Genomic DNA, 21,577 nt, shown 5'->3' on the forward strand with positions numbered 1-21,577 from the left:
AGTTATGAACCAAAAGTTAAAAAGACACTTAGAAAAATCGATACATATTTCTCAATGCATGCTTGAGGGACGGCCATTCCATATCAGTGATAGTGAAATTGATTTTGTGCCCGTGCCGGTGATGACAAGAACAACTGCAAAAAAGAGGGGGCTAGTTCTTAAACGTGGTGCCAAACCTGTAGGCCATTGGAGTTGGCAATTACCCGTTGGTGGTCGTGCCCATGGCGATCTGTATTTAGTTGAACGATTCAAGAAGGCGGAATGAATATGACTATTCAAATTTCGAAAGTAGAAATGCCTAAAGCATGTATCAGCTGCCAGAAATTTTGTCTAAAGGGGTTTGCCAAGGATGAATACAGTCCTTTCGAAAAACCATTTAACAAACCAATGCCTAAAACCCAATACGGAAAGTGCGAAAAAACTAAAAGTAGCGTATTCGCTACCGAAATTTGCACCGGCTATGAGCAAGAACCTAACACCGATGTATTTGATGTATGCAACAGACCAGAGCCAAAAGGGTAGTAACTCTATTCAATAATTTAGATATTTACGATATTTATATAAATACCGTCACAACTGGTCAGACCACATGGCGTTACATATAGTGTTATATTTAAGCAGTAGTGACGGTATTGTCAGTTTATATCTCCTATAAATTCAATAGGTAAGGGTAATATAATTGTATTAACCCAAAACACATTATCGCTAACTGTTTACCTAACATGCCTAGAAAGCAGGTAATAAAAGACTTAAAGACAATTTTTAAAGGTTCCAGCTTTAAAGTTGTCTTTTTGTTTTTCTTGAATTTAAAGAGTTCAAGTACTCTTTTTAGGTTCTGCATAATTGCATTTCCTTAGTTAAAAAATAATTAATTGATTCATACACTTCTCTCCTATTTTCTCCGGACGGTTAATTATACCACTTTAAATTTCTAAATTCTTAGTATCAAATTCTGTTTTTAATTTCTAAAACTAGTTAAATAGCATTGTTTTTAATTTGTGATTCTTAAAATTTCTCGCAAGTCAGATTCCAAGTAACTCTAATTGTTGTTCACGAGGTAGGTTTTTAAGTAAAGAAGCAGCAAGTTCTGCCGTTGTTTGGCGTGGTGGGTTTAGATAATGCTTAAATGCTAGTGTACTAACAAACGTTGCTCCACAGTTTTTAACATCAGTACACGAAATATAGAGATCAGCTACATGGGTTGATTGGTTTTCTCTTGATGAAATAGTCGCTTTACTTCCACAGTTTGGACATGTTACCCGCATAGCATTACCCATATAAATAATTTAGATACACTGTGATTATATACAGTGTATCTATCTATAACAAATAAGGTGTATTAAGCTGCTGGCTCTAAATCAAACTTAAGTTTTAACTTGCTGCCTATTTCAGGATCTTGCTCAACCGCATCGACCATGTTTTTGATTAACGGTTTAGTCTCATTTTTAAAATACATGGCATCGTATTTTGTTGGGTCGCCAAGGCCAGCCGTGTTAGATGGAATAATGCCAGATAAGCCAGGCGGAAAACGGTGAGCGTTTAGCACATCTTGTGCTGATACGTTTTTCACGTTCATAAACTCATCTTTACTTTCAAAGTTACCGACAGGGATTATCTGTAAGCCTTTTTCTTTACCGTTGGGAATATTCACGAACAACGAGCGGAAATTTCCCACGCCCTTACTATCCTGAATTTTCTCTTTGATATCGTCTTCAACTTCAGGGTCTAAGTTAGGATCAGTTGCATACATGATAAACCCCATATGTGCGCCGTTGATGTAGTATTTACGGCGAAACAGGGTTGCATCTTCATTTAAAAGCGTCGCTTGTAAACCGCCTAAGTAATCAGGGCAACCATATACTTGTTGAACAGGATCATACTGTTTAATCCAAATGATATCGCGGGCTTTATACTTTCTTACTTGATTGTTACGCTCAAGCACTACGGCGCCACCATCACCAGCCGCTCGAGTGCGATAACTTGGCAACGGGAATAATCGCACTGGTTGCTTAAAGCCGTTGCGAATTTTAAGCAAGGCCACATCACCAAATTGCACTAGATTTAAAAATGCAGCCTGTACTTGTTGGGCACTCATACCACCCGATATATAACGGCCAGCTGCCATATTGGCACGGCTCACAACAATGCCACCGTGTTGAGCATTGCGGCGAGTAAGGTTTGCTAATAAATGACGGTCTACGGGCGGCTCCCAATAACCATCCATATCGTTATAAAACAGCGAGTCATAATCGGTTAGCCACATATCTGGCATAACTTGTTCGGGTAAGCTAAACACAACGGGCGCATTTTGTTTACCTTGTTGATCGTCTTGTTGATCGTTTGGCTGGTCAGTTAGTTGTTCTGCATGGTCCATCGTGATTTTCTCTTAAATGCGTGGTTAATCGGTTCGTTGATCACGGCATGACTTATTGCAAAAAATACGTCTGCATGACCTGTGGTGTTATCGCGGCTGGCTTTAAAGGTAATTGCGCCACCTGTCTCTGTGCTGGTTTTACGAATGGCTAGGCAGCTCATAGCAATGTCTTTGTGTGATGCATCCCATTCAATCCGGTTTGCTTCTACTAAGTCGATCATTTTAAGCACTAAGCGAGTTTTGCTGGTTACGCTGTAATGAATAGCTTGGGCTTCGCGCGGGTAGAGGGTTTCTATTGAATCAAATACACCTGCACCAATGCCTGTGGTATCAACACCAATATAAGTGACGCGATACTTTGCGTATATTTTTTGAATCTCACTTACATGGTGAGCGAAATTCATCCCGCGCCAATAGTGTTTTTCGAGCACACGGAATTTTTCACCGTCTTTTTTAGGTGGCGCTACCACAACTAATGTGGCGTTATCGCGAGTGCGTGAAGGGTCGTAACCTAGCCATACCTCACGGTTACCAAATGGCTGTGCTGCACTTGGTTTGTGATCTTGCCAACGGGATGCATCGACCATGCATTTTTCAAGGTCGCTGAATTTAAATATACTGTCTGCATCATCAACAAAGATGCACATAAACAGGTTGTTAAAGTCATCGGCATTGTATTCATCGCGCAGTTCGTCAATGTCAAAGAGGTCACAACCCCCGTTTTGCGCATCAACAATGGTTACTACATAGCGCCATTGTTTGTCTGGGCAGAGCCTGCCGCCATCGCGTAATTCATCAAAACTAGGAAACTCGATTTCTTCACGTTCAGCACGGCCTTGTCGCCAGTGATCACCCGTCCAAAAGGTATAAGCGGGGTGTGCTTTTGTTGACGGCGTTGAAAAGTAAGTTTTACGCCACTTTTTATGGGTTGCCATGGCACTGGCAAGTTTATTGAGCTCGTTAAACTTACCTATCCAAAAATACTCATCTATATAAACATGGCCGTGGTAACTTTGCGCCGTTTTGCTATTGGTACTTAAGAACCGTAGCTCAGCATCACCGTGTTTTGTATGTAAGTTAATTGGGTTACCGGTTAACTCAATCTCAAAGAACTCTTGAGCAATAGCCACAATGTAACTGCGGAAAACCTCAGCTTGCGCACGACTGGCCGATAAGAATATTTGTGGGTCGCCACTTAACACCGCATCTTTAAATGCTTCACCGGCAAAGTAATAGGTCGCACCAATTTGACGGCTTTTAAGAATGTTTCGAATACGTTGATGCAAGTTTGCATGCATCGTTTTTTGGTATTCAAAAAGTGAGTCGTACCAGGTGGCAAAATCTTCTTCGGTTAAATGGCTTACATCATTTTTACGTTTGCGGCCTTTTGGCTTTGAGTTGCTTTTGCCGCTTGGTTGATTTGAGTTGGCCTGAGTGTTTTGAGGTTGTGGATTTTTTGCCGCTTCTTCTTGCGCACGTTGTTTTTTAAGCTTTACATGCTTTTCAATAAGCATGTCGAGTTCTTTTATTTGATTACCTGTCTTATCGCTAATATCAGTTAAACAAACAATGCGCCTTGCAATGGCTTCGTCGACTTCTTCTTCACGCAGTAAGTCGCGCCAGCTATATTTATCAGCCCAGTAATAAACAACACGATCATTAGGCAAGTCTAATTCGCTACGAATTTCACTTGGTGTGTAGTGTCGTAAATAAAGCCGCTTTGCTGCTTCGCGTATTTCCGGTGAATAAGCCATTTAGGTGCTAATTACTCATGTAAAAATTGATAACTAGCGACAGTGTATTCATTTATAATAAGCTTATAACTGACTAAAAAACCTACCTTTTCCTAGAACTTCAATCTAGGAATTTCTAAAAATCAAACCGAATGAAACGCCCATTTTTTAGGGCTATGCTGCGCTTAAATATTGGTTTTAAGCAACACGGCAGCGTAATGAGTAAACAGACAGGTTGGGTAATTGCAGCAACTGAAGGTGCAACGGTTGACGGCCGCGCTATTTCAAAAGAGTGGATCAATGATATGGCCGAGCTTTACTCGGTTGATGAATACACTGCGATGATTTGGCCTGAACATTTTCGCTCATTTTGGGGCCCATCTGAGGGTAAAAATTGGGGAACAGTTGACGAAGTAAAAGCGGCCAAACATAAAGGTAAGCTTCGTCTTTTTGTAAAACTAACAGCAAATCAATACTTATTAGATGCTAACAAAGACGGCCAAAAGCTGTTTATGTCTATTGAGCCAAATCCAGATTACCAGAATCAAGGTCGTTGCTATCTACAAGGCTTAGCTGTTACCGATTCGCCTGCAAGCACTGGCACCACACGCTTAAAGTTCTCAATGGGCGAAACTGAAAAAAGCCATGAATATAGCCAGCTTGAAGAACTTCACATGAGTGACTTTGTGTTCAGCAAAGAAGAGCCAGCTACACCTTTAGCCAAAGACAAGCAATCTAAATTCATGAATTTACTTGCACAAATGGCAAGCCTATTTACTTCTGAACAGCCGAGTGTTGATGAACAACACGATTCCACCGAGGACGAACCTATGAACAAAGAACAGTTTGATGCCGTAATGGGCAAGTTTGAAGGATTAGAAAGCAAGGTAACCGACCTTGAAAACAAATTCAGCAAACAGCCAACAGGCGAAGAAAAGCCACCAAAGGCCGAAGAAACCCCGCCAGCCGCAGAGCCAGAAGCTGATAAAGGCGCAGCAGGTGTCACCTCTGAGCAATTCAGTCAGCTTTTAGAAAAGATGGATGGCGTTAGTCAAAAGGTATCCGGCCTAGAAACCAAATTTAAAGCGCTTAGCCAAGAGCAAGAAGACCAAGAACCTGACCCAGTAGGCGACGAAAGCATAGGCCTGGTTTAACCCAGATCTTCTTTTTATTAATGCATAACAGAGCGAGATAAAGCATGCACTTAAATCAAACAGCCGCTGGGTTCTTACAAAAATACTCAGTGAATCTAGCAAAATCATTTGGTGTAGAGGACGCATCACATAAGTTTGCCATTTCTGACCCAATGGAAACAAAGCTTCGTGCCGCGCTATTAGAGTCGGTCGAGTTCTTACGCATGATCACCACCATGCAGGTGGACCAAATTAAAGGCCAAGTTGTAAAAGTAGGTAATTACGGTATTGCGACAGGTCGTAAAGCGGGTGGCCGTTTTACATCAGAGCAAGGCGTTGATGGTCATACCTATGAATTGGTTGAAACCGATTCATGTTCGGCAACAACATGGGCGCTGTTATCTACTTGGGCCAATGCCGGTAACTTAAATGAGTTTATGAAGCTCATTAACCAAAATGCCACGCTACGTTTTGCACTCGATATGCTGCGCGTTGGCTTTAATGGTGTGTCAGCAGAAGCGACAACAGACCCAGTTGCAAACCCGAATGGTGAAGACGTTAACAAAGGCTGGCATCAAATCGTTAAAGAAAAAGCGCCTGATCAAATCATGACAGACCCTATTTACTTTAATCCTGATGCAAGCGCTGAGCTAAAAGATGGCGAGTACAAAACGCTAGATGCCATTGTTACTGAGCTTAAAAATACGTTTATTCACCCATCATTACGCAATGACCCGCGTTTAGTCGTGCTAGTAGGTGCAGACCTAACAGCCACAGCACAAACAAAATTGATGAACCAGGCAGACAAGCCAAGCGAAAAAGTCGCTGCCCAACAGATGGATAAAAACATTGGTGGTATGCGCGCTTATACGCCGCCGTTCTTCCCGGGTAAACGTATTGCCGTAACGATTTTAAGCAACTTGCATATCTATACGCAAAAAGGCACTGCACACCGCAAAGCCAAAGACGAAGAAGACCGCAAGCAGTTTGAAAATTCTTACTGGCGTAACGAAGGCTACGCAATTGAAGAGTTTGAAGTGTACGCCGCCGTTGACGAAGCAGCCATGAACATTGGTCCTGCCCCAGCAGCTTAATCGTTAATTAAAACCTGTTGCTAGGCCATTAACCGCCTAGCAACGCATACCAATTAAAAGTAGGTAAATGCCATGAGTGCCATTGCTGATTTTAAAAAACGCCGCCTTGCTGCAAAAGCTAAAGGCGAAAACAAAGCTACAACGGGTAATTCGCAAATTACCATTGCTCAAGATAACACTGCACTTAAATTGCTAGCGAAGTTATTGGGTTGTGACGAGTCAAAAGCGATTGAAACCGCTCAAGAATATGTTGATCAGAACATCACATTTTTTGAAAAGGAATTTGACCCTGCCAACGGTGAAGAACAAACCGTGTTTGCAGAAGTAACGCTTGATGATGAAAACAATGTTGAAAGCGTTGAAGTAAAGCACGTTGAAACTACAACTGATACAAGCATAGCCAATGCTGACGATGCTGCAGAGTCATTAGCTGATAGTGCTGAGCAAGCAAGTAGTGCGGCCAGCAACATTGAAAGTGCCGCCGATAAAGCCAGCGATGCAGCAAGCGACCTAGCTTACAGCGCCGATGATATTAACCAAACGAACAGCGAGTTAAAGGAAGCGGTTGACGAGTTAAAAAAGCCGTCGGAGGAGCAAAAATCCTCCAATTCAAAGAGCAAAACGCAGCAAAAAAGCAACTCGCAAAAGTAAGCGTGTCGGGCAGTGGTGAATATGCACCTAGCCTACACCTACAGCTAATTGAATTAGACGAAGACTTAAAACGACTAAAAGGCTTTGTGCGCCGAGCTGACAAAATAGCTCATAAACGCGGTGTATTACTGCCTAAGTGGTTACCGATTGTTGAAGACTACTTAACAAAAGAAGGCAAACAAAATGAAGACAACCCGATTTTCTCGTATTGCACTGTATGGCTGTTTGATATTGGCAACCTCAGTCGCGGCATCGAGCTTGGACTACGCGCCATTGAGCTTAACCAGCCCATGGTTAAAAGCATTCGCCGCCAGTGGACTGGTTTTATTGCCGACACTGTTTTTGATTGGGCGCAGACGCAAGCCGAAAAAGGTCACAGCATTGAGCCTTACTTCGGGCAAGTGTTCAAGCTTGTTGCGGAGCATTGGAAATTACCAGAGCAAGTTACGTCTAAATATTACAAATTTGCGGGCCTTGCGTTATTGCGCACGAAAAATGGCGAAGTTACGCCATCGCACGTTGGCGACTTGCAGCGCTTACAGCAAGCCGATGGCTATTTAGCTAAAGCGCAGGAACTGCATAAGCACGCACAAGTTAAAACCGTAAGAAACAAAATAGCGATGAGAATTAGAGCGCTTGCTGAGCTTAACGCACAGTAAGCAAACCGTCTCCAAACCCTCCAGTGCATTAGCTGAGTGTTTTAAAAGGCGACTTTTAAATAATCACTGTGACGCTAACTGCACTGACCCTATGCAAAGGTAAATGGCATGACATTCGGATTTGAACATACAGCAGATGACAGCATTGAAATTGATGCTGATAGCGGCTGGCCTGTGCTTAGCACAGAAGAGTTCCGTAATCATCGCCGCATACCTGAATATTATGAAGAAACGGTAATTGCTGATTCGCTCAACCGCAGTGTGTTAGAGGTTCAGCAGCAAATTAATAATTATATTGCGAAAGGTAACACGGATGTTTCTTTCACCCTGATTGATGGTGTGCCGCAGTTTAGCCAAAGCCAAGAAAGTGTTTACCGTGGCGCCGTTTATGCCCGTTCACACAGTGATCTTATGGGGTACTTTTCGGCAGTTGATCAAAAAGAGACGGGCAATAACAAAGCTGAAGACGTTGAACAGCAAAATCAAATTCTAGCGCAATCAAACCGCAGTATTCGCTTATTGCTTGGTCTTGGCCGTGCAGGAGTGCATTCGCTATGAGCCAAACTATTAGCCAGTTACAGCAAGTCTGCGAATTTTTAGTTGCCAGCTTAAATGGTGCAATTCGTAAGAACAACATTGATGCTTGGCAAGAACGCGGCAAGTTAATCATTTGCAATTCAGATCAAGGCCAAGACGGTTACTTAGTGGCGAGGTGGAAACACACGGCCATTATTGCGATTGAAAAATTCCCACATAAAAAGGTTAACCCTTACAACCTGTTTGCCATGGTATGTGCGTTTTTAATTGATAGCGAGTGGCAGCGCGACGAATTCGGTTTAGATGATCCCGAAATAGACATTGATTTAATTAGTGATGACAACGCCACGGTACTGATTGAATTAGAACTGATGGATGACATTGAGCTTATCCCTGATGACAACGGGCCAGTGCAGTTTAATGGTGGTCGTTACTATGTGTCGCTTGCACCAATTAACGTGGCTGAAAATGTCGATGTTGATGTTGTGGGGCGCGCATGAGCATTGTGATCACCCCAAACAAACGCCAAGCACTCAGTGCTAAGCACCAACTACAGCTTTTAGCCTTACCAGCGGGTAAACGAGTGCGTGTTTTAAAAACACTCGGTCGTCACGAACGAGCGCTTGCTCGTAAGCGTATTCGCACTCAAACCACGGTAGATGGTGAGAAGTTTACGCCGAGCAAAAGCGGCAAAAAAGGCAAGTTACTTAAACGCATGGGCCGAACACTTGAACCGTATGTGAAAAGTAGCAACCGCTTAGAGCTAAAGCACAAAGCAGGTTTAACTGGGCGAATTGCTGCCATGCACCAAGAAGGTGGCACCGAGCGAATGACTGCAAGCCGAATGGCACGAATTCACGGAAAGCCAGATTACAAAGCGCCGTGTACTCGCGGCCAAGCTAAAGCGCTGTCAGCTGAAGGGTTCAAAGTACCAAAGAGCAAGGGCAAAGGTTACCGCCGCGCCAGTGTTAAAGAGATTCAAGCGAGTTTAAATCACGGTAAAGCAACCTTGATGCTAAGCATATTACGTGACGAAAAACAGCGTAAAAGCTGGGATATCCCTGTTGATGCTCGCCCATTTTTAGGTGACACCACCATAAACGTTCAGCGCGAACTCGCGCAGATATTAAACCAACTCAATAAACGAGGATAAGCCAATGCCACTCGGTAAAGTGCAAGTTAACAATTTGAATTTAGGGCAAGGTGACATTGAAGGTGTCGAACGACACTTCTTGTTTGTTGGCCGTGCCGGTTCAGTAGATGAAGAGAGCCAGCTATTTAGTGTTGGTGCACAAACAGATTTAGATGATGCGTTTGCAGATAGCGCGTTAAGAACGCAAGTTAAAGCTGCACAACTTAACGCAGGCCAAAACTGGACCGCAGCGGTTTACCCGCTTGCAGAGGGTGAAAGCATCATTGATGCGATTGATCGCGCAAACGAGGTACAAAGCTTTGAAATGGTGGTGGTGTGTGACGAGCAGAACACTAGCGCAGGTCTTACAGATATTCACGACCACCTAACATCATTACAAGCCAAATTAGGTCGTTTTGTTTCTTGCTTAGTTGCGTTACCAGGTATTGATGTAGCAACACAAGCATGGGCAGCGTATGAAGCCGCAACCATTGCTATTCAAAATGGCATTGCTGCGCATTTAGTGGTGCCGGTGCCACAGCTGCACGGCAATAACGTGGGTGTATTAGCTGGCCGATTATGTGACCGCAGCGTAAGCATTGCAGATAGCCCAATGCGTGTGGCAACAGGCAGTGTGTTAGGGCTAGGCGATGCACCGGTTGATACAGACGGCGAGCCGTTATCACTTGCCACATTAGAAACACTAGCCAATAACCGCATGAGTGTGCCGCAGTGGTACAGCGACTTTGAAGGTATGTATTGGAGTGATGCACAAACTCTCGATGCAACGGGTGGTGACTATCAATACATTGAACACTTGCGCCCAGTACACAAAGCCAGCCGACAAGTGCGCGTATTAGCGATCCGTCGTGTTGCTAACCGTTCGCTTAACTCAACACCGAACAGCATTGAGTTAAACAAAGCGTATTTTATGAAGCCGCTACGCGAAATGAGCAAAAGCACAACTATCAACGGGACGGCGTTCCCGGGTGAAATCACACCACCTATTGAAGGGGACATTACCATTGAATGGACCAGTAATAAAAGCGTGGTTATTTACCTTATTTTGCGTCCATACAACAGCCCGAAAGAAATTACCGTCAACATCATGCTTGATTTAAGCAGCAACTAGGAGCAGTCATCATGCGTTTATCTGGAATGAATTTTAACGTCAACTTAGGTGACATTATGGTGCATGTGGACACGGCCACGTTATCGATCACCGATAACAGTGCGGTATCACAAACTGGGGGTGTGCCTGATGGTGCGGTTGATGGTGATGTATCGGCAAATGGTGAGCTGTCAGTTAATGCGAGTAACTTTGCACTTATCTCAGATGCAGCAAAGAGCGCCGGTTCTTGGCGTGGTATGGAAACGTTCGACATCATGTTTTACGGCAAGACCTCAAAAGATGAAATGAAGGTTGAAGCATTTGGTTGCCGCATCAAGCTCAGTGACATTTTAGACATTGATAAAAAAGGCGGGCAAGCAAGCTTATTTAAGATCCCGTTTGATGTAACGAGCCCTGACTTTGTTCATATCAATGGTGTGCCGTACTTACGCCCAGACGAAATTGAAAACATTGTGCAGTAAAGGTAAGCGTGAATGGATTTTATTGATCGCCTAGTCATTGCACAGGAACGCGCTGAACAACGCTTTGTTGATCAGCGATTAAAAGGACTTAACAACAGCCACAAACTCAGTGCAACGGAATGCATTGAGTGTGGTGACCCAATACCAAAAGCACGGCAAAAAGCAGTACCAGGTGTGCAGCGCTGTGTTCCGTGCCAAGAGTTGAGCGAGTAGCAATATGAATACATTAAAAATCAGACTGATTAAAGAGCTCATTGACCGTGAAGGGGGTTATGTCAATGACCCAACAGATCGTGGTGGTGAAACTATGTATGGCATTACCAAAGCCGTAGCACGTGACTTTGGCTACACAGGTGAAATGCAAGACATGCCATATCAGACTGCATTTTTAATACAAGATCAGCGCTACTGGTCACCGCTGAAATTGAGCAAGGTAAGCGTGTTAAGTGAATCACTTGCCGAGCAGTTATTTGACTTTGCTGTTCATTCAGGTGTGAGCACATCGGCTAAGGCATTACAAAAAGTGCTAAATGTGCTTAACAAATGCCAATCACTTTACCCAGATTTGGTGGTTGATGGCATACCTGGTAGCAGAACAATCAGTGCCTTAACTGACTATGCTGCAGTGCGAAAAAATAGGGGCCTTGATGTGTTGGCCGAAGCCATTCGGGGACAACGTATTAGCTTTTGCATTGACATAGCGGCCAACGATGAAAGCCAAGAGAAGTACCAGTTTGGTTGGTTAGACAGAATTGTGAACTTGTAAGGGGCAAGGTATGGAATGGCAAAAAATCGCAAACACGGTTGGTGGTATCGCTGGCGCTGTAGCTCCGTTATTGAGTGGCCCAGTTGGTTTAGCTGTCAGTATTGGTAGCCAAATTGCGGGCGCTTTAGGCACGGAAAACACACCAGAAGCCGTTGCAGCAGAGTTAAAGAATAATCCTGATGCTGCTTTGACGTTGCAAGAGTGGGCGCATGCTGAGCGAGAGCAAATTCGCCAAGCGAATATTGAGCTGCAAAAAATTGCATTGGAAGAATACAAAGCCGAATTGCAAGACAGACAAAACGCCCGTACAGAGCATAAAGATCATTGGATGCCAGCAACGCTCACTTTATTACTGTTTGCATTATTTGCAGCCGTGTTAGCAGCGCTGTTCTTTGGTCCTGACATTGAAAAAAACAGAGACCTGATCGTGTACTTGGTTGGTAACTTGTTTGCGCTTGTAGCCAGCGGTACGGCCTTTTGGTTGAGCTCGACAAAGGGGTCGAAAGATAAAGACAAGTTGATGAGCCTAATGCAAAAAACAGCCAGTCAAGGAGCAGTTAAATGACCTTAACGAATTGGATTTTAGTGATCATCGGCATTGTAAGTTTAATTCTAACAGTCGTCATACCGATTATCGTTTACCTATTTAGCAGTAATGCAGCGACGCGCCAAGAGCTGGCGCAACACAAAACCCATGTCGCGGAATACTACGCGACCAAGGATGATGTAAAGGATCTTGGTGACCGCATGGAGCGGCAAATGAAACAGGGATTCGAACAACTTAAAGAATTACTTAATAGCAGGAATACAGCATGAACCAGACCATTACCCTAACCATTGGCAGTAAAGACTTTACGTTCAATGTAAGCACTAATGATTACAACGGTTATATCAACGACATTATGCCGAATAACAAGGTTGCACCAGCACACAATCTAGTGATGCGCACAGTCGATGAAAGCAACAAAAATGAGTTGCGCGAGTTAGTTGATAAATCACCAGGTGCAGTGCTGCAAATTGCAGGCTTATTGCAACAGGAGTTCGCGCCAGCGCTTGAGATCAGCGTAAAAAAATAGACGCGCTGGTTGAAGCCATTAGCAATAACCCGCTTGAGCAAATGTTGACGTTTCGCCGTCATCTTTTACCGCATCAAGATGACAGCGAACATAACTTAGCAAGGGCAGCATGGCTGATAAAACGCCAGCGTGAAGATTTAGAAGCCATTGTCATTAATGCCGTAGGCAAAGCCTTTGGGGGAAGTAAATGAGTTTACCGCAGCCACTTATGTTTACAGTGGGGTTGATTGACCAAATCACTAAACCCATTGCAAAAATAAGCCATAGCTTAAATGGTCTATCAAGTGACTACCAAACGGGCACCATGAAAATGGCGTCTGGTGTGGCAGGCATTGCGGCCAGCGGTTACGCATTACAAAACGCACTTATGCCCGCCATTGAAATGGATCGGGTACTGGGTGAAGTTAAATCTCTCGGTGTGCGTGAATCTGCATTAAAACAATTAACGGATACCTCTTATCAGTACGCCCTTAAATATGGCAAATCTGCCACTGAGTTTGTGAGTTCAAGTTATGACATTCAAAGTGCGATAGCGGGGCTTAATGATGCTGATTTATCAGCGTTTACGATGTCGAGCAACGTTCTTGCTGCGGCGACTAAATCAGATGCAGCTACCATCACAAATTACATGGGCACCATGTACGGCATTTTTAAAAACCAAGCCGAAACCATGGGTAAAAGTGCATGGGTTGAACAAATAACAGGAATGACGGCGCAATCAGTTCAAGCATTTAAAACCACAGGTAGTGAGATGTCGGCGGCGTTTACTTCTCTTGGCGCTGATGCAAATAGTGCAGGCATTGCTGTGAATGAACAAATGGCAATTCTTGGCACATTACAAGCGACAATGTCGGGCAGCGAAGCAGGGACTAAATATTCAGCGTTTTTAGCGGGGGTAGGTAAAGCACAATCTGCTTTAGGACTGACCTTTACTGACAGCCAAGGGCGCATGTTGCCTATGGTTGATATTTTAACGGAAATTCGTAGCAAATATGGTGATGTAATCGATGTTGCCGAAGGCGATCAACTTGCCAAAGCCTTTGGTTCAAAGAACGCTGTATCAACCATCAAGTTATTACTGACAGACATTAACGGCTTGAATGACTCGATTAATTCACTCGGGCAAGTAAACGGCATGCAAAAAGCCGAAGAAATGGCAATGGCCATGACTGACCAAAGCGAACGACTAGCACAAAGCTGGTATGTGATACGTGCTGCATGGGGCGCTGCTATCTTACCCGCCTTTAATGATTTTGTGGGGCTTATAGCTGATATGGGCACCAATGTTGTGTGGTTTACGGAGCAGTTCCCAACCTTAACGCGGTGGATTGGCTATGCAGCGGTTGCAGTATTGGGGCTTGTTGCGGCAGGCGGTTTATTCACGGTGATCATGGGCGCGAGCAAAATGGCTATGGTTGCATGGGGTGTTGCGGCAATGACATGGACAGGGATCACCACCGCATTAAGTGCAGGCCTAAGCACCTTACGCAGTGTGATGTTTGCTTTAAATATTGTGATGTATGCAAACCCGATTGGCTTAATTGTAGCGGCTATTGCTGCGGCGATTGTAGCAGTGGGGGCGTTGATTTATTACTGGGACGACTTAAAAGCTAGCTTTGCGGATATTAGCTGGATCAACGTTTTACTAACTGGTCTTGAATACGCATGGAAGGCGGTTGAAGTGTTATTTGCTCCACTACTGTGGGCGATTGAAGAGTTAGCCGACCTAGCAGGAATTGAGCTTGATACCAGCTTTGAGGGTATGAAAAAAATGATAGGCGTAGAAGCGATTGCTCCCCTTGAAGGTAAAACCGTAAAAGGCGGAATAACCCAACAGATCAGTAACGCCAACCAACAAAAATCAACCTCTGTTGGCACTGTGAATGTGTACCCTGCAAAAGGTGATAGCAGTTACATGAACTTTGTGGAGATGCATTCATGAGTCTTTATCGTGATCTGCACATTGAAAGTGGTGATGTGGTGTTAGATGCAGGCCAAAACCCGCGTTATTTAAGTGCTCGTGATGTGATAGCACAAGATATTGTGCATGCCATTTTAGATACAGGCCTCGCCAATTTACTGGTAAGTGACAGAGGAACGAGTGTGACGAACGACACGAAAACACGCATCAATCTGCTGGTTGAAGATGACGAACGGATCATGCCAGGCACAGTACAAGTGACCGAAAACGAAATTAAAAAAGGGCAATGGTGGGTGCATGCAAAAACCATTGAGTTTGGTGATATTTCATCGTTGATCATAGGGGCGTAGTGATGGCTGGTGAAACAGCGAACATTGATTTTAAGCGCATTGTAGAAAATGCGGGTATTCCAACCACTGAAGAGGGCTGGAAAGCCTTATTTAAAGCAGACGTTGAAGCCGAGGGCAGCATTATTGCAAATGACTCGCCGTTCTCACCGTTTTGGCGTGTGATCACCGCAATTGTAGCAAAGCCGGCTAATTGGATAGTCAACAAGGTACTGATTGAAAAGATACTACCAAACCTGTTTTTAAAAACCGCCACTGACAGCGCGTTTATAGAAGCGAAAGCTTGGGAGCATGACCTAACACGTAAAAGTGAAGAACGTGCACAAGGTAAAGTGCGTTTTTATCGTGCAGCTCAAGCTGGCCCAAGCTTACTTATAAGCGCAGGAACCGTAATACAGACCGATGCAATTAACGGTACGGTGTATCGCGTGCTAACAATTGACGATGTAATTCTGCCTGAAAATCAAGGCAGTATTTTAGTGCCGGTGATCGCTGAGTTTGCAGGTGCGGCGTATAACTTAGGCGCAGGGTATTACCACATATTACCTGAGTCGGTCACCGGAATTAGTAACGCACTTAATGATGATCAATGGCTTGATGTTTTAGGCGCTGATGCTGAAACAAACGAAGAGTTAAAACTAAGAACCCGCAACGCATTTACAGCGGCTGCACCTTGGCATATTGATGCGGTATACCGCGCTATATTGACAGAACGAAGCGGTCTGGACACTGACAATATTTATTTTGAGCATGATGCGCCACGCGGCCCAGGTACGGCGAATGCGTTTATTTTGTTAGATACGGGTGAGCCAAGCCAAGTACTTATTGATGACTTAAATAACTATGTCATGGCAAAAGGTTACCACGGCCATGGTGATGACTTACTGGTGTTGCCGATGCCTGGTGTTGATGTGAATGTTGCAGTCACTATTTACCCGCATACCTATTTACTTGATAGCGAAGTAACAACATTACTCAACGATGTTGAAAACTTTATCCGTAGTGCGTTTAGAGAAAACACTGATTACTCAGTCACACGAACAAAACCACAAAGCAGATTTAGCTTTAGTCGTTTAGGCCAAGAACTGCATAGGGAGTTTGAGGGAATCGACTCATTGAGTTGGGGGCAAGGTGATATTACCAGTGAAAATGACGTTCCGCGCTTGGCATCATTAACAGTAACAGATGGTAATGTGTCATGAGCATAGATTGGAAAACCATCACCAAAATGCCGTATTGGCTAGCACGGCCAGCAAGTGAGCTCGATAAGTTACGTAAAGGTGCTGTGCGATTTTGGCAGCGTGTTAGTGACATACTGGCATGGCCTGCAAAGCAGCAAGACCCGATGACCGCAGAACTGGCCCTTGTTCATTTGCTTGCATGGGAGCGAGATATTACGCAAATCCCAAATGAAACTGAGCAGACCTACCGAATTCGCGTTAAGTACGCGCTGCAATTTGCTAAAGGGGCAGGAACGCAAAGCGGCTGGTATTTCATGTTTGAGAAATTAGGCACACCGTGGATCACCATCGATGAGCGTGTTAGTGAAGTCGATTGGGACGTAGTCAGCTTGCAATTGTTGGATTCAGATTTAGCAGAGCGAAACCACTTAATTGACAATATTTGCAGGCAATACGGTAGAACGACTCGCCGCTATGAATACAGCACTATTGCAAGCATGCCGCTTGTCGCACCCCCTAATGATTTTTCACATGAAAATTTAACGGGGTTTGCAAAGTTAAGTGACGACATGAGCCCCAAATTAGGGCTAGCGGTAATGGACAACGAATCACATTTTATTATTGCAACAAATAAGCAGCTTATTAGCTAAAAGAGGAATTAACATGGCTTCAATTATTACAATCGCAGGTGAAAAACTTTTTGCTGCTAAAGCACAAGCTAATGAGCAGTTAGATATAGATACGTTTATTTTTGCAAATGTACCTGGGCAAGATGCAACAGCACCGATCAGCCGTGAGGAGGGTTTACCAAGCGACTATATAGTTCATCAACAAATCGTTCAGCAAGTTGGCCGTATAAATGACAATGTAGTGGTGTATTCGACGGTTCTTGATAGTGTGACAGGCCCGTTTGAATTTAACTGGGTAGGTTTGTATTCATCAATTAACGACACATTGGTTGCTATCAATCACATTCCGACTACGCCAAAAACCGTGACGGCTGATGGTGTTGCGGGTAATACCTTAAACCGTAACTTTGGTATTGAGTACTCAGGTATTGCGGATCTTACAGGTATTGATGTTGCACCGGAAACTTGGCAGTTAGATTTTACTTCTAGGTTAAGCGGAGTAGATAAGCTAATTCAGAATTTAGCTTCAGATATTAATGGTAAGAATTGGTTCATTGGTGATGGTTTTAAAGTTGTGGAAAGAACAACTTTGAATTCATTCAAAGTACTTGCTGGCACAGGTTATGTGAATGGGCTAAGAGTAGAATTACTGGAAGATCATATTATTGCAGTCGAAGACTACCCTATGGGAGTTTATCTAGAAGCGTGGTTTGATGGTGATGCAAGTAGTGTGTGGCAACCTAGGTTTAATATAAATATTTCAAATAACCTTGATGAATTCACCGATGAGAACGATAAAAAACACTACATAACAAAAATTGCTGAAATTAATCAATATAACAATGTTCAAGATTTGAGAAAAAAACCTACAAGTACAGAAGCAATTAAAAACGAAATAGATAATCATATTAGTGATGGCAAACATAGCGCAAATTCAATCGGCTATAGAATTGGTGATTCATTAGATGATCTTCAACGCGCAGCAATGGTTTATGAAAAAACGATTAATATTAAGATACCAACAGATTTTAGCGACTTGAATGAAGCCCTCAATAGTTTGAGCGGTGTTTCAACATCAGGTAAAACTGAGATTGTTATCAAAATAGAAAGTGGTCATAGGCTGACTAAAGGGATCAGTCAACATGGCAGAGATTTTTCTGATGTCAGAATAGTATCGGATGATGAAATTGTGTATCTAGATAATGATTTTGTTGGTGCAGATACTAGTAATGTACCTTCAGGGATTCTTGGTGAGACGCCTAGGGCACCATTAATCTTTGGATATAGAACGAAATTACCAACATTAGACTGCATCATTGATATGGAAAATAATCACGGTACTGGTATTCAAATGGCTGAAGCCGAGTGTGTTGTTAGTCAAGGTAAAGGGATTATTAATGCGGGCTTTAGAGGAATTCAAGTTCATGGGCGAGCAAACATTTATGGCGCAAACTTTAGTGGTTCATCTGGTATAGGTTTAAGAATGCAACAAGCCTCTAGTTGTAACGCTAGAAGTGCAATATTTGATAATTGTTGTAAAACACTTGAGCAAACTAATTCATCAATTTATGCATCACGTGGGTGTATTCTAGAGTTTAGAGGTGGTTCAGCAAAAAACTCGGGTGGTTTTGGTTTAATAGCTAGAAGATCACTTGTTAATGCAGATGATGCTGATGTAAGTGGCGCTGCAAAAGGTGGCATATTTGCAGAATCACAGGGAGCAAATGTTTCATTCTCAAATGGGAACGCACTGAATTGCGGATCATCTTCAGCTATTTATGCAGCAGCAGGTGGAGTAATTTGCGCTTACGCGGCTAAATTGTCGAGGCCAAGCGCACCACAGGCAACAATAAACCTAAATGGTGGTCAAATTTGGGTGAATGCAGGAACAGCAATAGATGGTGTGACAGGTGAAGAGATAATAATTCAGTCCTCTAATGCTAAATACTTAAACGCATTTTTTGAACGAGGCTGCATCATTTTCAATGATGGAGTAGGAACATTTGAAATTGGTGAAAATGAACTTGGCAAATTTGAGAAAAAATCAAATGGACAATTAAAAATTTGGACAACAAATGTAATCAATTTAGATTTAGGGCCAGAGCAGTGGAGTGGGCAATTACAACTTCCTGATTTGCCACATCCATTTTTAAATATAAATAATGTTGAAATATCAGTTGTTGGTAGAACCCAAGTTGATGCTGGAGGTTATAGAGTTGCGGTTTCAAGCTGGCATCGCCTGGTACCCAATACAAATGAATTTAAGGTGAAAAATGAAGGTGTAGAATTAAGCGGTGACGGGCAAAATATGGCAATTAAGTGTATTGAAATGAGAATGTCTGTCGAAGGTACTTGGAGATAGATAAATGCTAGCTCTTAACTCGCTATCAATCGATCTTAAATCACTTCGCATCACGGCAAGCCAAGAGCTTGCCAGCGAAGATGCAAGCGGGCAAACCTCAAACACGGACAGCGCTGAGACGGGCATGAAAGCGAAAATGCTGACAGTGTCAGGACTAATCCCTTTTAAAAACGCACAAACACTCACTGATTTATACAACATGGCAGAAGCGACAGAAGCTGGCGCCCGTGTAATTTACAGAATAAATAATATTACTGCTGAAGCAATTGGTATTAAGCAAGTACGCTTTAGTAGCAAGATTGAAGCAGTCGAGCAAGAAACAACACGCCAATGGATGGTCACCTTTACCCTTGCTGAGTATCGTTCTGTACCGCAAAAAGTAGAGGAACGAACCGCTGAACCTACCGCCTTAGAGCAGGGCGGTGCTAGCAATATTCGATACGCTAATTTACAACAGCACTTAAAAGAAAACTTAGCTACCTTGAGGACTGTATAATGGCAAGTCCAAATGCCAGGTTTATTTCACGCGCGTATGTAAACGATCAGAAAGTGGAATTAAAAGACCACTGGATTGTGCTAAATCACTCAGCCCCTGGTACGTGCCAGATAAATGTAAGGCAACCAGCAACAAAGCTCGACACTGTAAAAGTCGATCTTGGTTGGGGTGATATGGTGGACCGCGTGTTTAATGGCTATGTTGAGCGTGTTTTACCCAGTGTAAATGGCTGGTTCACGTTATTTTGTCGCGAATGGTCATCCGCGCTCATGTTCAATTTAAGTGTGATGTTACGCCATGCGACAATGCGCCAAGTATTAAATGAGATAAGCAATCAAACGGGTATCGAGTTTGTGATACCCGATAAACCATATTCAGAGTCAGCCGCACCGTGCTTTTATAGCGACGGATCAGGGTTGTCTATGCTCGATAACATTGGTCGAATATATAAAATCAGTGACTTTATTTGGTATCAACAGGGTAATGGCAAAGTATTCGTTGGCAGTTATGCCGATTCGTTTTGGTCAGATAAGCCCGTCACAATTGCCACATCTTTAATGACAGAGCATCAAGCGGGTAAGTCGGCCATGATGCCAGCTGCACCCATGGTTCGCCCGCATGTAATGGCGAATAATGAGCGCCTGAGTAAAGTTGAATTCAAAGAAACAAACATGACGCTAAGTTGGTAACTATGGAAAAAGTAATTCATCGTATCGTGCGCCGGCTATTTCCAGAACTAACTAATCAGTTACATTTACCACGCTGGGGAAAGGTCGTTGCATTGCCGGAACTACCGACTGAAGAAGGGGAAAGAGGGAGTGACCCGTTTTACCCACGTTATGCGGTTGATGTTCAATTATTAGATGAGAACGGAACTGAAACCAAATCAAAAGTTTTACAGGCCGTGCCGCTACCTTTACCAGGCGCAGGAGATAAAGCAGGCCGATTAGAACCACCTGCACCAGATAGCATAGTCGAATTAGGCTTTGCTTATGGCCGTGCTGATAAACCATTTATTAGAACCGTTTTACCTTTTGGTTGGGACTTACCCGCAATCAAAGAAGGTGAAGTGAGAACACAGGTTCGTGAGGGTGTGTATCATCATATTGATGAGCAAGGAAACTTTGAGAATAAAACTGATAAGTCATTAAAAGACATTATTGGTGAACTAGCGAAGCTTGAGTGCAAGGCTCGGCAAGTAATTGCCACAGAAGAGCAAACACATAAAAGCCCCAAAACATGGATAGGCAGTGAAAGTGAGAATGTACTTAAATTATTGTCAGAATTAATGGCAACAGTTCGAGCATTAGCAAATACATGTGCAACACATACACATAAGGGGGTTGCCACTGGCACTGGCAAGACAGAAGCACCAGAACAAGCTGGTGAATTTAGTGGTCAAGCATCCGAAGCCGAAGAACAAAAGGGAAGGCTAGACCCAATAACCAAATAGCACCACAGCCCAATAACCAAGCCCAGTTACCCGCTGGGCTTTTTAGTGCCTGCAATACACTGCAGTAAAGTTATCACCGTCTATGTTGGCCATAAGCATTCTGGTCACGTAATTCAGCACCACGCAAAAACTTTCTCACGAAATCCGGACTCTTCCTTACCCTCCTGCGGGCTTTTTGGTGCAGTTTTTTTTCAGTTTTTGAGTACTACAGTTCATACCGCCAGCCAGCGCAGTATATATAGTTCTTAGCGGATCAAAGATCTGAAAAGATCGAAATTTATTTCAGTGTTTTTCAGTTGAAATGCATGTAATTAATAAGGAATTAAAAATAATAAGATTGTTAATCAACAACTTAACTAGTTTACGTGAGGATTCAAAGACCAAAGTACATTTTGTGAATGATAAAAAACAAATATAAAACAACAATTTAATTAAAAACA

Annotated in this window: 28 protein-coding genes; 25 read left to right on the plus strand and 3 right to left on the minus strand. The window is 43.3% G+C overall.

What is annotated here, in order from left to right:
• Nucleotides 1-4 precede the first annotated feature (4 nt).
• Entirely contained in the window at nucleotides 5-265 is a 261-nt protein-coding gene (locus MTF66_RS19680) for a hypothetical protein (RefSeq protein WP_138558071.1), read from the plus strand.
• A gap of 2 nt (nucleotides 266-267) precedes the next feature.
• On the plus strand, nucleotides 268-522 hold the full coding sequence (locus MTF66_RS19685) for a hypothetical protein (protein WP_248528116.1): 255 nt from the start codon (nucleotides 268-270) through the stop codon (nucleotides 520-522).
• A 500-nt stretch (nucleotides 523-1,022) separates the two neighbouring features.
• On the opposite strand, the gene MTF66_RS19690 is transcribed toward MTF66_RS19685, so the two are convergent.
• The 3 genes from MTF66_RS19690 to MTF66_RS19700 all read right to left on the minus strand — a co-directional run bounded on the left by MTF66_RS19690 (nucleotide 1,023) and on the right by MTF66_RS19700 (nucleotide 4,128).
• Complete coding sequence (locus MTF66_RS19690) at nucleotides 1,023-1,265, minus strand: ogr/Delta-like zinc finger family protein (protein ID WP_248528119.1); 243 nt, start codon at nucleotides 1,263-1,265, stop codon at nucleotides 1,023-1,025.
• A gap of 74 nt (nucleotides 1,266-1,339) precedes the next feature.
• Nucleotides 1,340-2,374: a phage portal protein gene (locus MTF66_RS19695; protein ID WP_248528121.1), complete on the minus strand. Its 1,035-nt coding sequence runs from the start codon at nucleotides 2,372-2,374 to the stop codon at nucleotides 1,340-1,342.
• Nucleotides 2,353-4,128 carry a terminase large subunit domain-containing protein gene (locus MTF66_RS19700; protein ID WP_248528124.1) on the minus strand — a complete coding sequence of 592 codons (1,776 nt, stop codon included), beginning with the start codon at nucleotides 4,126-4,128 and terminating at the stop codon, nucleotides 2,353-2,355. The genes MTF66_RS19695 and MTF66_RS19700 overlap by 22 nt, the downstream gene beginning before the upstream one ends.
• 197 nt (nucleotides 4,129-4,325) lie before the next feature.
• Between MTF66_RS19700 and MTF66_RS19705 the strand changes: the two genes are divergently transcribed.
• From MTF66_RS19705 to MTF66_RS19815, 23 genes are all read left to right on the plus strand, one after another.
• On the plus strand, nucleotides 4,326-5,261 hold the full coding sequence (locus tag MTF66_RS19705; protein WP_248528127.1) for a GPO family capsid scaffolding protein: 936 nt from the start codon (nucleotides 4,326-4,328) through the stop codon (nucleotides 5,259-5,261).
• Nucleotides 5,262-5,305: 44 nt separating this feature from the next.
• Nucleotides 5,306-6,334, plus strand: coding sequence for a phage major capsid protein, P2 family (locus MTF66_RS19710; protein WP_248528129.1), 1,029 nt, complete (start codon nucleotides 5,306-5,308; stop codon nucleotides 6,332-6,334).
• Nucleotides 6,335-6,406: 72 nt separating this feature from the next.
• The gene (locus MTF66_RS19715; protein ID WP_248528130.1) at nucleotides 6,407-6,985 is read left to right on the plus strand and encodes a hypothetical protein; all 579 of its coding nucleotides are present in this window, start codon (nucleotides 6,407-6,409) and stop codon (nucleotides 6,983-6,985) included.
• A 2-nt stretch (nucleotides 6,986-6,987) separates the two neighbouring features.
• Complete coding sequence (gene gpM / locus MTF66_RS19720; RefSeq protein ID WP_248528132.1) at nucleotides 6,988-7,644, plus strand: phage terminase small subunit; 657 nt, start codon at nucleotides 6,988-6,990, stop codon at nucleotides 7,642-7,644.
• A gap of 108 nt (nucleotides 7,645-7,752) precedes the next feature.
• Nucleotides 7,753-8,202, plus strand: coding sequence for a head completion/stabilization protein (locus MTF66_RS19725; protein ID WP_248528135.1), 450 nt, complete (start codon nucleotides 7,753-7,755; stop codon nucleotides 8,200-8,202).
• Nucleotides 8,199-8,681 (plus strand): phage tail protein, encoded by a 483-nt coding sequence (locus MTF66_RS19730; RefSeq protein ID WP_065978207.1) that lies wholly within the window; start codon nucleotides 8,199-8,201, stop codon nucleotides 8,679-8,681. The genes MTF66_RS19725 and MTF66_RS19730 overlap by 4 nt, the downstream gene beginning before the upstream one ends.
• The gene (locus tag MTF66_RS19735) at nucleotides 8,678-9,334 is read left to right on the plus strand and encodes a phage virion morphogenesis protein (RefSeq protein ID WP_130167134.1); all 657 of its coding nucleotides are present in this window, start codon (nucleotides 8,678-8,680) and stop codon (nucleotides 9,332-9,334) included. The genes MTF66_RS19730 and MTF66_RS19735 overlap by 4 nt, the downstream gene beginning before the upstream one ends.
• 4 nt (nucleotides 9,335-9,338) lie before the next feature.
• Nucleotides 9,339-10,445: a DUF2586 domain-containing protein gene (locus MTF66_RS19740; RefSeq protein WP_248528139.1), complete on the plus strand. Its 1,107-nt coding sequence runs from the start codon at nucleotides 9,339-9,341 to the stop codon at nucleotides 10,443-10,445.
• A gap of 11 nt (nucleotides 10,446-10,456) precedes the next feature.
• The gene (locus tag MTF66_RS19745) at nucleotides 10,457-10,906 is read left to right on the plus strand and encodes a phage protein (protein ID WP_065978204.1); all 450 of its coding nucleotides are present in this window, start codon (nucleotides 10,457-10,459) and stop codon (nucleotides 10,904-10,906) included.
• Between the two features lie 12 nt (nucleotides 10,907-10,918).
• Entirely contained in the window at nucleotides 10,919-11,119 is a 201-nt protein-coding gene (locus MTF66_RS19750; protein WP_248528142.1) for a TraR/DksA C4-type zinc finger protein, read from the plus strand.
• A 4-nt stretch (nucleotides 11,120-11,123) separates the two neighbouring features.
• A complete protein-coding gene (locus MTF66_RS19755) occupies nucleotides 11,124-11,672 on the plus strand; it encodes a glycoside hydrolase family 108 protein (protein WP_248528145.1) in 549 nt (182 codons plus the stop codon).
• A 10-nt stretch (nucleotides 11,673-11,682) separates the two neighbouring features.
• A complete protein-coding gene (locus MTF66_RS19760) occupies nucleotides 11,683-12,237 on the plus strand; it encodes a hypothetical protein (protein WP_248528148.1) in 555 nt (184 codons plus the stop codon).
• Entirely contained in the window at nucleotides 12,234-12,488 is a 255-nt protein-coding gene (locus tag MTF66_RS19765; RefSeq protein WP_065978200.1) for a hypothetical protein, read from the plus strand. The genes MTF66_RS19760 and MTF66_RS19765 overlap by 4 nt, the downstream gene beginning before the upstream one ends.
• Nucleotides 12,485-12,748, plus strand: a complete 264-nt coding sequence (locus MTF66_RS19770) for a putative phage tail assembly chaperone (RefSeq protein ID WP_248528151.1) — start codon at nucleotides 12,485-12,487, stop codon at nucleotides 12,746-12,748. The genes MTF66_RS19765 and MTF66_RS19770 overlap by 4 nt, the downstream gene beginning before the upstream one ends.
• 41 nt (nucleotides 12,749-12,789) lie before the next feature.
• Nucleotides 12,790-12,939, plus strand: coding sequence for a hypothetical protein (locus tag MTF66_RS19775; RefSeq protein ID WP_248528153.1), 150 nt, complete (start codon nucleotides 12,790-12,792; stop codon nucleotides 12,937-12,939).
• Nucleotides 12,936-14,690, plus strand: coding sequence for a phage tail tape measure protein (locus MTF66_RS19780; protein ID WP_248528156.1), 1,755 nt, complete (start codon nucleotides 12,936-12,938; stop codon nucleotides 14,688-14,690). Before MTF66_RS19775 ends, MTF66_RS19780 begins: the two co-directional genes overlap by 4 nt.
• Nucleotides 14,687-15,019: a DUF2590 family protein gene (locus MTF66_RS19785; protein ID WP_248528159.1), complete on the plus strand. Its 333-nt coding sequence runs from the start codon at nucleotides 14,687-14,689 to the stop codon at nucleotides 15,017-15,019. The genes MTF66_RS19780 and MTF66_RS19785 overlap by 4 nt, the downstream gene beginning before the upstream one ends.
• A 2-nt stretch (nucleotides 15,020-15,021) precedes the next feature.
• On the plus strand, nucleotides 15,022-16,218 hold the full coding sequence (locus MTF66_RS19790; protein ID WP_248528163.1) for a baseplate J/gp47 family protein: 1,197 nt from the start codon (nucleotides 15,022-15,024) through the stop codon (nucleotides 16,216-16,218).
• Nucleotides 16,215-16,847 carry a phage tail protein gene (locus tag MTF66_RS19795; protein WP_248528165.1) on the plus strand — a complete coding sequence of 211 codons (633 nt, stop codon included), beginning with the start codon at nucleotides 16,215-16,217 and terminating at the stop codon, nucleotides 16,845-16,847. The genes MTF66_RS19790 and MTF66_RS19795 overlap by 4 nt, the downstream gene beginning before the upstream one ends.
• Nucleotides 16,848-16,860: 13 nt before the next feature.
• Nucleotides 16,861-19,188, plus strand: a complete 2,328-nt coding sequence (locus tag MTF66_RS19800; protein WP_248528169.1) for a phage tail protein — start codon at nucleotides 16,861-16,863, stop codon at nucleotides 19,186-19,188.
• Nucleotides 19,189-19,192: 4 nt separating this feature from the next.
• The gene (locus MTF66_RS19805) at nucleotides 19,193-19,684 is read left to right on the plus strand and encodes an adenine glycosylase (RefSeq protein WP_248528171.1); all 492 of its coding nucleotides are present in this window, start codon (nucleotides 19,193-19,195) and stop codon (nucleotides 19,682-19,684) included.
• Complete coding sequence (locus MTF66_RS19810) at nucleotides 19,684-20,373, plus strand: hypothetical protein (RefSeq protein WP_248528174.1); 690 nt, start codon at nucleotides 19,684-19,686, stop codon at nucleotides 20,371-20,373. Before MTF66_RS19805 ends, MTF66_RS19810 begins: the two co-directional genes overlap by 1 nt.
• Before the next feature lie 2 nt (nucleotides 20,374-20,375).
• Complete coding sequence (locus MTF66_RS19815) at nucleotides 20,376-21,137, plus strand: hypothetical protein (protein WP_130167149.1); 762 nt, start codon at nucleotides 20,376-20,378, stop codon at nucleotides 21,135-21,137.
• Nucleotides 21,138-21,577 lie beyond the last annotated feature (440 nt).

The sequence above is a fragment of the Pseudoalteromonas sp. 2CM39R genome (genome assembly GCF_023161845.1).